Below are 13,371 nucleotides of genomic sequence, written 5' to 3' on the forward strand. Positions count from 1 at the left end.
CGGGATTAACCGGAAATTTTATGGAACATGAATTTGACAAGATAGAACTGCTCTCCTACTTTGCGGGAGACCTCCCAGCCGCAAAACGGGACGCAATCAAACGGCATGTTGCATCGTGCGAACAATGTGCCGGGTATCTTGCATCGCAGGAATCCGAAAAGGCTGCCTTTCTACGGGAGCAGCCGTTCGAGACGACCGCAGCCCGGTCAAGCGTTCGACACACAGGGAAGCTGCTGCTCTACACCCGCAGACAGGCATATGCGCTTGCCGCCTCGCTCATACTGTTGGTAGGCGCGAGTTACCTGTTCCTGTCGAGCAGGCCCGAGCCCGGCTACCGGATCAAGGGCGAAACGGCACTCAAACTGTTTGTGAAGAACCGCGAGGGCGGCGTTGAAAAACGCGCAGGCCGGGAATATTTCACCGGCGAGAAGATACAGTTCTTGTATTCCTGCGGCGCGAAAAACAATTTCGCGCTCGTCAGCATGGACACCGCGGGCGCAGTCACGGTGTATTACCCGCAGTCGCGCGACAGCTCGCTTTCGCTCGAGCGCGGCCAGGACCTGCCGCTCCCCAACAGCATCGCGCTCGACGAATACACCGGCCGCGAGCTGTTCATAGGTATCTTCTCGGAAAGGCCCTTTTTCGTGCCGCGCCTTGTTGAAAAGCTTAAAATTTCATTTGACAGACGCCACTCCATCGATTCAACCGCAATTGACGATAAGGAATTTACGGCCGTGCCGTACCTGCTTTCCATTCAACGGGAGAAGCGCTGATGCCGAAGCATTCACTGCTCCTCATCATCCTCCTTGCCTCGTCATTTCTTGCTTTTGGCGAACGTTACGCGCTGCTGGTGGGCAACAGCACGGCGTCCGGCAATTATGCCGAACTCAAGTATGTCCAAAATGATCTTGCCGCTCTTTCGGACATCCTCATCGATTTTTGCGGGTTTGCAAAAGAGCATCTGGTGATTCTTTACAACCAGACGCCGCAGGATTTCGAGCGCGCGCTCGGCGATTTTTCCGAACGGATGAGCGGCTCAAAAGGCAACATGTTCCTTCTTTATTATTCTGGTCACGCCGACGTTGCCAACCTCAAAATGGGAAGCGGCGATTACCCGCTCAGGACGCTGAAGGACAAGCTCACTGCCTTCCCCGCCGACATCCGCATCGGCATCTTTGACGCGTGCCAGAGCGGCAGCTTCACGCGCATCAAGGGCGGCAGGCTCGACGAGCCGTTTCTGTTCAGGGACGACGCCAAGACCAAGGGCCAGGTGATCCTCTGCTCGAGCTCGATAGACGAAAACGCGCAGGAGTCCGACCGGTACGGGAACTCCGTTTTCACGTTCCACTTTGTCAATGCGCTCCGCGGCAGCGGCGACATGGCCGGCGACGGCCGCGTAACGCTGGGCGAGGCGTACCAGTACGCCTACAACCACACCATCTCGAGCACGGCAGGCACCTCGGGCGGCGTGCAACACCCCTCCTATCAGTTCCGCATCCAGGGCGAGGGCGACATCGTGCTCGCCGACCTCAACATCCGCACGCGCGGCATCCTGCTTTCGGGCGACGTGGCCGGCGACATCACCATCCTCAGCGACAAGGGGATCGTGGTGGCAGACCTTGCGAAAAAGGCGAATACCGGCGTCATGATCGCGCTTAAGCAGGGCGCCTACCAGGTGATCAACGGCAGGGGCGAGCAGCGCTTCATCGCACGTGTCAAGGTTGACGAAAAGTCCGTGGTCGCGGTGAAAAACGCCGACTTTTCACCCGACGAACAGGCCGCGGCCAATAAAAAGGGCGAAGAGACCCGGCGCGGGGCGCAGATCGGCATTACCCTGTCCGGCGAGTACGGCATGTACAACTTCACCGGTCTTTCTTCCGCCCTCGCGCAGCGTTTCGCGGGTTTCAACGCGTTCTCCATGAGCCCGGGGTTCGCCTTTCCGAAATACCTCATGGTGCCGGCGATAACCGGTGAGGTCATTGTCAGGAAACAATACGAGGCGCACCTGGGGTTTGGAAATTACTACACCGCCTCGTCTTCACATTACAACGGGGCTGAAATGAACCTGACCGATAATTCGTCCTACGCCTGCCGGCTGCAGGTGGCGCAGGCGCTGAACGTCACGGCGATCGACATCGGCGGCGGCTACCGTTTCCAACTACCCTATGTAAAAAATTTCTCCCTGCACGTGGGGCTCATGGTTTACGAACCGGAGTTGAAAGTTCAGTCCACGTTCTATGATTCTCTGTACGACAGGGAAGTCTCCGGTTCGGCCACCTACCGGGGAACCGCCGCGGCGCCGTACCTTGCCGTCGGCTACACCTGGCCCGCGCTCAAATGGCTGGACATCGGCGCGAAAATCCGCTACCGGTACCAGTACGGCACATGCGGGCTCGGCATCGATTCGCCCGTCCCGGAGCAAAATCCCGCCGGAGCCGCGCTGACGCCGCTTTCCTGCAACTTTGGCGGGCTGGACGGCAGCGTGTTTATCAACGTGCATCTTTCATTTACAAGATCGGAATGATTTTATGAATACCGTTTTTCGAAGCATCCTTGTCACCGCCGTGGCCCTCCTTGCGGGATGCGCCTCGAACATGGCGCCGAATAGCATCGGCACGCCCCAGAACCCGCCGTTCCCTACTACGCAAAGCATCCTGCCGCTGGCCGCGGGGAACCAATGGGATTATTCCTACACCGCCTACGACCCGCTCGGGAACAAGATCAGCCCGAGCAGGGTCAACCTCGTGCTCACACTTCCCGCTGTTTACGGTCTTGTCAATGACACCCAGCTCGTGGCCATCACCCGGCAGAATTACCAGCAGGACTTTCCGGCATACGTTTATAAATACGAATGGGACAACCGCGACAGCGGCGCGCTCGTGGTGCACCGGGGAGCCTATGCGCTTGACAAGCGCGGGTTATACGTCATCGGATGGTACCGCGATAGCGTAACGCACCTATTCCCGGCCGAAAAGCTGTGGCTCGCCTACCCCGCCGATAGCGGCAAGACATGGACCTACAATCCCGATTCCGCAAACGATTCCGCCTTTGCCGTCACCATGGAAATCCTGTCAACGCGAGCGCAGTTTTTTGTGCCCAACTCAAGCATGGTGACGGGCGGCGCGTTTTACAAATGCTACCTCTACAAAGAGACAGGCATCGGATATGTGAGCTATTATTACTACAACCCGGACATCGGCTGCGTGGGGTATCTCAATTACAGCAGCGGGAAACTGACGGCAAGCTATTACTTGAAAAACTTCAATGGATAATTATTGCACCTCGGCGGTCCGAGAACCTGTCTTGCCTTGCTCATTCATATATGACGGCAAACAATCATCTGTGGTTGGAGAAAAAGGGCGGCGGAAGCGAAGTTTGCGGAACGAACACTCACACCAGCGTCGGCACATCCAGAAACGCCGTCTTAACCTCAAATTCCTTTTCCAGTTTTTTCCCGACCGCCTTGACACCGGGTTTTTCCGAATGATAATGCCCCAGGTATAGCACGTTGAGATGTCCTTCGAGCGCTGCGTGATGGTTCCAATGTGAAGCCTCTCCGGTGATAAAGCAGTCAATCCCCTTTTCAATCGCCTCCGGAATGGCGTCTGAACCGCCGCCGGAAACGATGGCGACGCGCCTGCATTCCTTTTTTCCGAATGGAAGATTGAAAAACTCGCCGCCGATGATTTTCCCGCACGACCTTCCTATTGCGTCAACCGTCATTTCTTCCGGCAAAACGCCTTCACAGCCGATGTAATTGCCCTTGTATTTTCCAAATGGCTTTACCGATAAGAGTCCAAGCGCCTTCGCGAGCACGGCATTGTTGCCGACCTCGGGATGCAGGTCGAGCGGCAGGTGCGCGGCGTACAGGCTGATGCCGTGATCGAGCAGGAACCGCACCTGCTCGCGCCCGGCTCCGCGAATGCTTTTGAGGCCGTCCCAGATCAGGCCGTGGTGCACCACGAGCATCTGGCACCTTTTCGCGGCGGCCTTTTTATACGCCACCATGCACGCATCAACCGCCAGGCCGATTTTTTTTACCTGCTTAACGCCTTGCACTTGAAGGCCATTGCAGGACGAGTCTTTGATTTTTTCGATTTCAAGAAATGAGTTTAGATAGTTGACGATATTATCTCGGCTGGTTGTCATAATATTTTCCTGTTCTTATTTTTTTTCAAATGAACAGCTATATTATTTCAACTGATTATTTTTCCACAACGACCGCGGCTACAAGGGTGCGCCCAGTGAGAGGTTCGGGCTTGCAACTGCCGGCACCTGGCTGCACCCAGGAGGGGGTAGCGGAGTACCGGCGCGCAAATACTTTGTCGAAAACGAGAATATTGAAAAAAGCGCGCCGGGACGCAGCGAGGGGGAAACCTCTCCCACTAGTAAATTGATAAATTTTCTATTGGAAATTCAGCAAATAAGCCTCAATGAACATATCCAGGTCCCCGTCCAATACTCCCTGCGCGTTCGACGTCTCCACCTCGGTACGGTGGTCCTTCACCAGGTTGTACGGATGGAGCACGTAGGAGCGGATCTGGCTTCCCCATTCGATCTTCTTCTTCACCGCAAGCTTGTCCTGGCGCTTCTTGTCCTCCTGCTCCTTGTAAAACTGCTTGACGCGGCTCTTGAGAATCTTCATCGCCACATCCCGGTTCTTGATCTGCGAGCGCTCGTTCTGGCATGCCACGACGATGTTGGTGGGGATATGCGTCATGCGCACTGCGGAGTCGGTCTTGTTCACGTGCTGGCCGCCGGCGCCGCTGGAGCGGTAGGTGTCCACACGGATGTCTTTTTCGTCAAGCTCGAAATCGTCGGCGTCCTCGATCATGGGATAGGCATACACCGACGCGAACGAGGTATGGCGCCGTGCATTGGCGTCGAACGGCGAGATGCGCACGAGCCGGTGCACGCCGCATTCCGCCTTGAGATGACCGTACACGTAATCGCCCTGCACTTGGGCAGTGACGCTCTTGAGACCCGCGCCCTCGCCGGGCTGGCTCTCGAGCACGGTGTAGGAGAAGCCCTTGTTCTCCATCCACCGGCAATACATGCGGAACAGCATCTCGCACCAGTCGCAGCTCTCGGTGCCGCCGGCGCCGCTGTGGACGGTGAGGATCGCGGGCCGGTCGTCGTCCTCGCCCGAAAGCTTGCGCACGAACTCGAGATGCGCTATTTCCGATTCAAGCTGCGACGCGTGCTCGGTGAGCTCAGCCGTAATACCCGCGTCAGGATCATGCAGTGATAGGTTAAACAATTCAAGAATGTCGTCGGAGTCTTTTTTCGTCTTGTCCCATTGGGTGATGACGTCCCTGAGGCTTTTTATTTTCTTGAGGGTCGCCTGCGCTTTTTCGTTGTCGTTCCAGAACCCTTGTTGTGTCGTTTCCTGTTCGCTTTCTAAAAGGGTTTTTCTCTTTTCATCAACGTCAAAGATACCTCCGCAGGTTTTCGACACGGCCCGCTAGGTCCAACAGATGATTTTTTTCAAGTTTTTCAGCCATTGCAACTCCTTTTTTATTTCATGGATGCTTTAAAATACAATAATAATTTCAACTCTCATAAATTTCTTGCCAATACGTATTAAATACGATAATATTAAAATTGTTGGAACACAATATGTTTGAAGTTTTAGCAAACAACATACCATATATTGTATATTTTTTACTTTTTAATCTTGATTTAAAACCGTTCCATTCATATTTTAAAAACACGCCCTTTTTTAAATCGTAGTATAATGAAGATAAAATGAAGCGTAAATATTCAAGCCTTGTCAATTAAGGAGTAATGTCGCATGTCATTAGAAACTTCGTCGCTGGGCGGCGCTGCAAACAAAACCGTGAAGTCGGCGGTGGTGAGGACCGCTCCACAGGTCGAGGCGGAAATCAAGGGTGAAACAATTCATGACCGCCTCCTCAAAAAAAAGGTGAAGCTCTCCGACAACGCGCGCATCGTGCTCGAAAAGCGCTACCTTAAAAAGGACGATAACGGCGCCGTGCTCGAGGGACCCGAGGAAATGTTCTTCCGCATCGCCGAAAACATCGCGGGCGCCGAGAAGAAGTTTTCCGCCGACGCGAACGCCGACGTGTGGACCGAAAAATTCTACAACGTCATGACCGACCTGGACTTTCTTCCCAACTCCCCGACGCTCATGAATGCGGGCCGCGAGCTGCAGCAGCTCTCAGCGTGTTTTGTGCTGCCGGTGGGCGACTCCATGGAGGAGATATTCGAATCAGTCAAGAACACCGCCCTCATCCATAAGAGCGGCGGCGGCACGGGATTTTCCTTCTCGCACATCAGACCCAAGAACGACACCGTAAAATCCACCAAGGGCGTTTCGAGCGGGCCGCTGTCGTTCATGCGGGTGTTCGACGTGGCCACCGAAACCGTGAAGCAGGGCGGCACGCGCCGCGGCGCCAACATGGGGATCCTCAACTGCACGCACCCCGAGATAATGGACTTCATCGAGATCAAGGAAAAGGACGGCGTTTTAGCCAACTTCAATATCTCGGTCGGCATCACCAAGGAATTCATGGAAGCGCTCAAGCGCGACGGTGAGTACGACCTCAAGAACCCGCGCTCGGGAGAGGCCGTGGGCAAGCTCAAGGCGTCGCAGGTGTTCAAGCGCATCGTGGAGCTTTCGTGGAAAAACGGCGAGCCGGGCATCGTGTTCCTCGACAAGATCAACGCCGACAACCCTACGCCGCAGCTCGGCGAGATCGAAAGCACCAATCCCTGCGGCGAGCAGCCCCTGCTTCCTTACGAGTCGTGCAACCTCGGCTCCATCAACCTCGCGCACATGATCACCGAAACCAACGGAAAAAAAGAGATCAATTACCTCAAGCTCGGTAACACGATCCGCACCGCGGTCCGTTTCCTCGACAACGTGATCGAGGTGAACTCCTATCCCCTCCCGCAGATCGAGAAGATGACAAAGGGGAACCGCAAGATCGGCCTCGGCGTAATGGGTTTTGCCGACCTGCTCATCGAGCTCGGCGTGCCCTACAATTCTCCGGCGGCGGCCAATGTGGCCGAAGAGGTCATGAAGTTCATCCACGAAGAGGCGCGCCGTGTGAGCGCGTTCCTCGCGCAGGAGCGCGGGGTGTTCCCCAACTTCAAGGGATCGGTGTACGACCGCGAGGGCGGGCTCAAGGTGCGCAACGCCACCGTGACCACCATCGCGCCCACGGGCACCATCAGCATGATCGCCGGCGCCTCAAGCGGCATCGAGCCGCTGTTCGCCATTGTCTATGAAAAAAACGTGCTCGACGGCCAGCACCTGCTCGAAGTGCACCCGGAATTCAAGCGTGTGGCGCAGGACGAGGGGTTCTATTCAGACGAGCTCATGAAAATGGTCGCATTCTCGGGCAGCCTCAGCAAGATCTACGGCATTCCACGCCGCATCCGCGACATCTTCGTCACCGCGCACGACATCGAGCCGCGGTGGCACATCAGCATCCAGGCCGCGTTCCAGAAATACACCGACAACGCCGTTTCGAAGACCGTCAACTTCAAGAATGAAGCGACCGCAAAAGACGTCGAGGAGGTCTTTCTTTACGCATACGAGCTCGGGTGCAAGGGCGTCACGGTGTACCGCGACGGCACCAGGAAAAACCAGGTGATCACCTCTGGCACGTCGGCAAAAAAGGGCGCGACCCAGACGGGCGGCGACATCGCCATACCCGGCACCATCCATCCGCGGCCGCGGCCGGCCGTCACACACGGCCGCACCTATAAAACGAAAACCGGGTGCGGCAACCTGTACGTAAACGTCAACGCCGACAACATCGGGCTGTGCGAAATTTTCACCCAGATGGGAAAATCAGGCGGCTGCCCCGCATCAAACTCCGAGGCGGTTTCACGGCTCATTTCCCTGGCATTGCGGGCCGGGGTCGATCCCAAGTCCATCGCGGAGCAGCTGCGCGGCATCAGGTGCCCGATCCCCACGTGGATGGAAGGCGAGATGATCCTTTCATGCGCCGACGCAATCGGTCATGTGCTCGAACAGGGCATCGCGGACTTTGAAGGCAAGACTGAAGGCGTGACCAGCGGGACCGTGGCGAAAATAAAATACACCGGGCTCGACCTTGGCTTCTGCCCGCAATGCCCGCAATGCGGCACCATGCTGGTGCATGAGGAAGGCTGCGCAACGTGCAAGACGTGCGGGTATTCAAAGTGCGGATGATCGCCACTTGTAAACCTCACTGCAAAGGCGCAAAAGTCGCAAAGAGAAATTTACTCCAGAAGATATTCTTATCCAACCCACCTTTGCGTTCTTTGCGTCTTTGCGGTGATTTGATATGAACTAGTGTAGCGTCTTAATCTCTTTCACCTCGGCAATTTTCCATTTGCCCTCAATCTTTTTCCAGGTCATTTCAATTTCGCGCGCATCATACTGTTTTGGGCCGCCCTGAAGATCGGTGCCGATTCCCTCCGCAGTCATTGTCGCGGTGGCGCTTGCGCGTCCCGGCGCCATGGTCAACGTCACGTCCTTAAACACCACCTTAAGCTCCGCCACCATGTTGATGCCCTGGGCAAATAACCCGCACACTTCATCGAGCCCGGTGATCTGGGGAACCGGCTCGCCCGGCGCTATGATACAGTCCGCTGCAATCACCTTCCTGAGTATGGCGACCCGCTTGAAAAGGTCGACGCCTTGTATCGTAATGCCCCTCGGCTTGTACACGGCCGCCGCCAAAAGGTCGAGGTTCTTGCGGATGCGGCGCTGGTCCCAGTCCTGCGTCATGAGCCAGATGATCATGCCGGCAACAAGGACAAGGACAATGATGAGCACATTTCTCTTGGTGTTCTTCAAAATAACGGTCCTCCCACGATTCTGCGTTTGTCAACGCGGCCCAGCGCATGTTCCTCGATCGCGGTGCCGCGATTATCACCCACGACAAAATATTCGTTTTCTCCCGTCACGACCTCGGGCATGTTCCATTGTTCGCGATGCACGACATAGGGCTCCTGAAATTCTTTACCATTGACCAATAGGATTCCGTTTCTGAAACCGATTCGTTCATTCGGCAGGCCGACGATGCGCTTGAAAAGCATAACGCGCGTCCCGGCCATTTTGATCGCCACCACATCCCCGCGCCGCGGCGGCCCGAACCGGAAGCGGAGCGTGTTGACAAAATTCACCGACCCGTTGGCATACGAAGGTTCCATGCTCGCGCCCCTGAGATGGACGGGAATAAACAGGTATCTGAATGCGATAAAAGCGATGGCAGCGATAATGATCGCCCGGACAAGCGTCCGCCGTGGAGATTTGCCGACGAGAAGACGGAGATACCAGGGCATGGAAGGTTCAGGTATATTCGATTTCAAAAGATGTTGCCGCTGCGAGAAGACTTTTGTCACGCGTATAAAAAGAGCACCGGGCCATCAGGGCCGCCGCAAGTAAATGAATGTCGACGAATCCCAAACCGATGCCATAGAGTCTATGACGATCGACAAATAAAAAATACTCATCATCTGATATTTTCTTAATAACGGGCAGATCATTCAATAAGGCTAATATGCTTTTTCTATTTTTAAAATTTCCGCACGCCAATTCACTTAGGATGAACGGATGGATTACAACTTCGCCGTCATCAAGCAAACGAATTAAAACTTCATCTGATTGCACGAAATGGTCAACCCAAACCGACGTGTCGGCCAGAATCACCTTCCACCAGCCCTTCTTCTCCTGATATATTTGAGATGCCTTTCCGAGCCTCCAAGCCTTGCCAATCTCTTGCTGCTTTCTCTTGAGATGAGGGACTCCAACCCCATTCTCACGAGAGATGTCTTTTCTTTAACCCCTGTTAATTCGGAAGCTTTTTTAAGGGTCTCCTCATCAATGATAAGCGTCGTTCTCATGCATACCCCCTTATGCATATAAATATGCATTATTCGAGCATATTATTCAAGACATTTTAGTGACGGCATCGTGGAGCATTTTTCAGCGCCTTGATCCGTTTAAGTTTTGAATTATTTTTTAAACAATCGGAAAATATGCCATGGCCAACCCCTCGCTCTCCCTTTATGTCCATGTTCCTTTCTGCGTTAAAAAATGCCTATACTGCGATTTTTATTCCGTCCCCTATGAAAAATTCCTCGCGGATGATTTTATTCAAACGGTGGTAAAAGAATGGGCTCTTGTCAAAAAAGAGAAGAATCTTGAAGATCCAACACTACAAACGCTTTTTATCGGCGGCGGGACGCCCTCTGTACTTTCCGTCGAACAATGGAAATCAATGCATCGGGCATTGACAAGTCAGTTCAATCTGGCTCAAGGTATTGAATGGACAATCGAGTGCAATCCGGATTCATTCACTCAGGAAAAAGCACAACTTTGGCATTCGATGGGCGTAACAAGGTTGGCTTTCGGTGTTCAATCATTTGTGGATGAAGAACTGCGGATTTTGGGCAGGCCCCATTTTGCCGGAGAGGCGTTTGCGGCATTACATTCCCCTGCGCTTCGACAATTCAATTCCATAGGGCTCGACATCATGTACGGCCTTCCGAATCAAACGATTGATTCCTTTGAAAAAACGCTTGCCGCCGCGCTTTCAGCGCAAATCGTGAAGCATCTTTCAGCATACGAGTTGACAATATGCGAAAATTCGCCGTTCGGCAGGGAGAAAAACCTCCCTCTGCCCGACGAAGACACCGTTTGCGACATGGCGCGCCTGATATTCAGAAAGTGCCGGGAGGCGGGATTTGAACGGTATGAAATCTCGAATTTCGCAAAGGAGGGACACCGGTGCAGGCACAACGAAGCGTATTGGAATCATGAGCCATATATCGGCTTGGGCCCCGGCGCGCATTCATACGTGCACCCAAAACGGTGGGCAAATATCGGGGATGTTAAAAAATACGTATCGATGATCAATGATGGAAAAAGAGCGATTGACTTTGAGGAAACGATCGATAAAAAGAAATTGGCGGATGAAATGATATTTTTAAGTCTGAGGACGAGTGACGGGTTGGATGAAAAGAATTTTTCCAAAAATACCGGGGAACAATTTTATTCGGGAAACAGGAAAAAAGTACTAGAGGATATGTTGCGTGAAAAACTAATTATTCATGAAAAATCAAGATGGTCCTTGACAGAAAAGGGAATGTTACTTACCGATAGCATTGTCAAGAAACTTATCTAAAAGCTGACCATTACTTTCCCGCCCTCGAAATCTTCAAAATCTCATATTTCAAAATCCCTTTCGGCACCTTAATCTCCACCTTCTCCCCCTCCGCGTGCCCCAGCAATCCCTTGCCCACCGGCGACGACACCGATATCTTGTCCTGTGCTATATCGGCCTCCACCTCGGAGACGAGCGTATAATCGATTTCTTCCTTTGTGTCAAGGTCCCTGATGCGCACGGTGGTGCCCAGTACGGCTTTGCCCTGAGGCAGTTCTCCCTCATTGACGATCCGCGAGCGCGAAAGCTTGTCCTCGAGTTCCCTGATTCTCATCTCGTTGAACGTCTTCAATTCATTTGCCGCCTCATATTCGGCGTTTTCGCCGATGTCACCGTGCTCGCGCGTTTCGTGCAGCTGGATGGAAATTTCTTTTCGCTTCACGGTTTTCAGCTCCGTGAGCTGCTCCTGCAATTTGTCGTAGGCTTCTTTGCTCATGTAAATGAGACCGTCGTCCACGCCGACCTCCGTTTGGTGGTGTCAGGCTTATAATAAAAAATTCCCCGCCCCCTGCGCAGGGACCGGGAATTTGCGTTGCCTGGCGTAAAATGTCCTTACGGTATAAATAAAAATTATAGGCTTTTGGCAAGTCAAGTGGTTTGATAAATATTTTGCGCGCAGCTGTATTTTTCTTGATGAAATCCGACCAAAATCCCGCTTTAATTTTCGGCCATTTTCAGCATCAATCCGTCTTGCATTTGGTTGACAAAATGAAAGGAGTTTTTTCCGAAGAATCCATAAAAAGACTATATATATGAATAATCTATAATTTATATTTTCATTATATGTATTTATCCCGCCTTCACCTTGATAACTTCCGAAATTACAAAGACTTATCTTTAGACATCCCCGAAAGAGGAGCCCTTTTTTCCGGCCCGAATGGAAGCGGCAAAACAAACCTGTTGGAAGCTGTTTTTTTGCTGTGCACAGCACGGTCCCAGCGCGGTGCTGCACGGGGCGATCTGATACGGTTTTCTTCGGATTATTCCTATGTGGAAGGCGTGTTCAGCAAAAAGGAAAACGGCGCCGAAACACAGGTTTCCATCGGGTTCAACCGCGAGCAAAAAGTGAGCATGAAAGTGAACGACCGCGCCATATCCTCCTTTTCCCAGTGGCTGGGGCACGGCATGGCGGTTTCGTTCGGGCCCGACGACCTAAAGCTCGTGCAGGGCGCGCCCCGGGAGCGCAGGAACTTTCTTGATATTTTCATCAGTCAGATAGACCCGGCCTATCTCGACTCTCTTATTATGTATAAAAAAAACCTCACGCAACGCAACAATCTCCTGTCAAAACGTTTCGCGGACGCCCAACTTGATGCCTACGAAGACGCAATGGTGCTTCATGGGGCGCCCGTCTTTGCAAAACGCCACGAGCTGTGCGCCGCCATGGCGCCGGTTTTTGCCAATTATTACGGCGAAATAAGCGGCGGCTCCGAATCGGCGGCCATGGAATACCGGCCTTCGGTGAAATGCGATTCCGGAGCGGAAAAAGACTGGAAAAAGGAATTTTACAGCAGCCTTAAAAACGCAAAAAACAGGGACATTCAGAACTGTTATTCTTCGGTGGGGCCCCACCGGGACGATGTTGCCTTATTCGTGAATGGAAACGACGCCAGGTCTTTCGCCTCGATCGGGCAATGCTCCACCATTTCCCTGTCGCTGCGCATGTCATCGGTGCTGGTAAGCGGCCGCTACCGCAAAGAAGCCATGATCTTTCTTTTTGACGACGCGGTGAGCTACCTTGACGCAATGAGAACCTCCCGCGTGTTCCCGCTGCTCGAACGACGCGGCCAGCTCCTCATTACCGCGCCGTCCAACCGGGAGCCCCGCCTTGCCGACATGCCGCATTTCACCGTTCAGGAAGGAGCCGTGACCGCCCGGTGAACGATTCAAGCAAACCTGAGAAAATCGGCGACATCGTGGAAGCCGTTTTATCCGAGCGAGGCTACCTGACGCCCTGCCGCGAATGGGGCGTGGTGCGCAGGTGGCCCGAGCTGGTGGGGAAAAAAGTTGCGTCGGTCACCGAATGCTCGCGGGTGGAGAACGGCGTGTTGTTCGTGCGCGTCGCGTCCGCGCCTTGGCGCCAGGAAATCAGTTTTGTCAAGCAGCACCTGCTCGACTCGATAAAAAAGGAAACGCCGTGCACCACGATCCGCGACATCGTGTTTTTCTGACATCGCAGAAAGGC

At 53.5% G+C, this 13,371-nt stretch carries 14 protein-coding genes; 7 read left to right on the forward strand and 7 right to left on the reverse strand.

Annotation, left to right across the window (positions count from 1 at the left end; all coding sequences use genetic code 11):
- Nucleotides 1-20 precede the first annotated feature (20 nt).
- The 3 genes from VLX68_03110 to VLX68_03120 are packed head-to-tail and all read left to right on the forward strand — an operon-like array spanning nt 21 to nt 3,272.
- Entirely contained in the window at nt 21-773 is a 753-nt protein-coding gene (locus VLX68_03110) for a hypothetical protein (protein ID HUI91216.1), read from the forward strand.
- Nucleotides 773-2,524 carry a caspase family protein gene (locus VLX68_03115; protein ID HUI91217.1) on the forward strand — a complete coding sequence of 584 codons (1,752 nt, stop codon included), beginning with the start codon at nt 773-775 and terminating at the stop codon, nt 2,522-2,524. Before VLX68_03110 ends, VLX68_03115 begins: the two co-directional genes overlap by 1 nt.
- A 4-nt stretch (nt 2,525-2,528) precedes the next feature.
- Complete coding sequence (locus tag VLX68_03120) at nt 2,529-3,272, forward strand: hypothetical protein (GenBank protein ID HUI91218.1); 744 nt, start codon at nt 2,529-2,531, stop codon at nt 3,270-3,272.
- 118 nt (nt 3,273-3,390) lie between these two features.
- On the opposite strand, the gene VLX68_03125 is transcribed toward VLX68_03120, so the two are convergent.
- Both VLX68_03125 and prfB read right to left on the reverse strand, forming a co-directional pair.
- Nucleotides 3,391-4,149, reverse strand: coding sequence for a Nif3-like dinuclear metal center hexameric protein (locus VLX68_03125; GenBank protein ID HUI91219.1), 759 nt, complete (start codon nt 4,147-4,149; stop codon nt 3,391-3,393).
- 256 nt (nt 4,150-4,405) lie between these two features.
- Nucleotides 4,406-5,458 (reverse strand): peptide chain release factor 2, encoded by a 1,053-nt coding sequence (gene prfB / locus VLX68_03130; protein ID HUI91220.1) that lies wholly within the window; start codon nt 5,456-5,458, stop codon nt 4,406-4,408.
- Between the two features lie 336 nt (nt 5,459-5,794).
- On the opposite strand from prfB, the gene VLX68_03135 reads away from it, so the two are divergent.
- Nucleotides 5,795-8,185 carry a vitamin B12-dependent ribonucleotide reductase gene (locus tag VLX68_03135; GenBank protein HUI91221.1) on the forward strand — a complete coding sequence of 797 codons (2,391 nt, stop codon included), beginning with the start codon at nt 5,795-5,797 and terminating at the stop codon, nt 8,183-8,185.
- A 120-nt stretch (nt 8,186-8,305) separates the two neighbouring features.
- On the opposite strand, the gene VLX68_03140 is transcribed toward VLX68_03135, so the two are convergent.
- The 4 genes from VLX68_03140 to VLX68_03155 are packed head-to-tail and all read right to left on the reverse strand — an operon-like array spanning nt 8,306 to nt 9,864.
- Complete coding sequence (locus VLX68_03140) at nt 8,306-8,815, reverse strand: hypothetical protein (protein HUI91222.1); 510 nt, start codon at nt 8,813-8,815, stop codon at nt 8,306-8,308.
- Entirely contained in the window at nt 8,812-9,303 is a 492-nt protein-coding gene (lepB, locus tag VLX68_03145) for a signal peptidase I (GenBank protein HUI91223.1), read from the reverse strand. The genes VLX68_03140 and lepB overlap by 4 nt, the downstream gene beginning before the upstream one ends.
- Nucleotides 9,304-9,310: 7 nt before the next feature.
- Nucleotides 9,311-9,670 carry a PIN domain-containing protein gene (locus VLX68_03150; protein HUI91224.1) on the reverse strand — a complete coding sequence of 120 codons (360 nt, stop codon included), beginning with the start codon at nt 9,668-9,670 and terminating at the stop codon, nt 9,311-9,313.
- Nucleotides 9,667-9,864 (reverse strand): type II toxin-antitoxin system VapB family antitoxin, encoded by a 198-nt coding sequence (locus VLX68_03155; GenBank protein HUI91225.1) that lies wholly within the window; start codon nt 9,862-9,864, stop codon nt 9,667-9,669. Before VLX68_03155 ends, VLX68_03150 begins: the two co-directional genes overlap by 4 nt.
- A gap of 140 nt (nt 9,865-10,004) precedes the next feature.
- Between VLX68_03155 and hemW the strand changes: the two genes are divergently transcribed.
- Nucleotides 10,005-11,147 (forward strand): radical SAM family heme chaperone HemW, encoded by a 1,143-nt coding sequence (gene hemW / locus VLX68_03160; GenBank protein ID HUI91226.1) that lies wholly within the window; start codon nt 10,005-10,007, stop codon nt 11,145-11,147.
- Between the two features lie 10 nt (nt 11,148-11,157).
- On the opposite strand, the gene greA is transcribed toward hemW, so the two are convergent.
- On the reverse strand, nt 11,158-11,643 hold the full coding sequence (gene greA, locus VLX68_03165; protein HUI91227.1) for a transcription elongation factor GreA: 486 nt from the start codon (nt 11,641-11,643) through the stop codon (nt 11,158-11,160).
- Nucleotides 11,644-11,969: 326 nt separating this feature from the next.
- On the opposite strand from greA, the gene recF reads away from it, so the two are divergent.
- Both recF and VLX68_03175 read left to right on the forward strand, forming a co-directional pair.
- Nucleotides 11,970-13,067: a DNA replication and repair protein RecF gene (recF, locus tag VLX68_03170; GenBank protein ID HUI91228.1), complete on the forward strand. Its 1,098-nt coding sequence runs from the start codon at nt 11,970-11,972 to the stop codon at nt 13,065-13,067.
- Nucleotides 13,064-13,357, forward strand: a complete 294-nt coding sequence (locus tag VLX68_03175; protein HUI91229.1) for a DUF721 domain-containing protein — start codon at nt 13,064-13,066, stop codon at nt 13,355-13,357. The genes recF and VLX68_03175 overlap by 4 nt, the downstream gene beginning before the upstream one ends.
- Nucleotides 13,358-13,371 lie beyond the last annotated feature (14 nt).

The organism is Chitinivibrionales bacterium, from assembly GCA_035516255.1.
Taxonomy (GTDB): domain Bacteria; phylum Fibrobacterota; class Chitinivibrionia; order Chitinivibrionales; family FEN-1185; genus FEN-1185.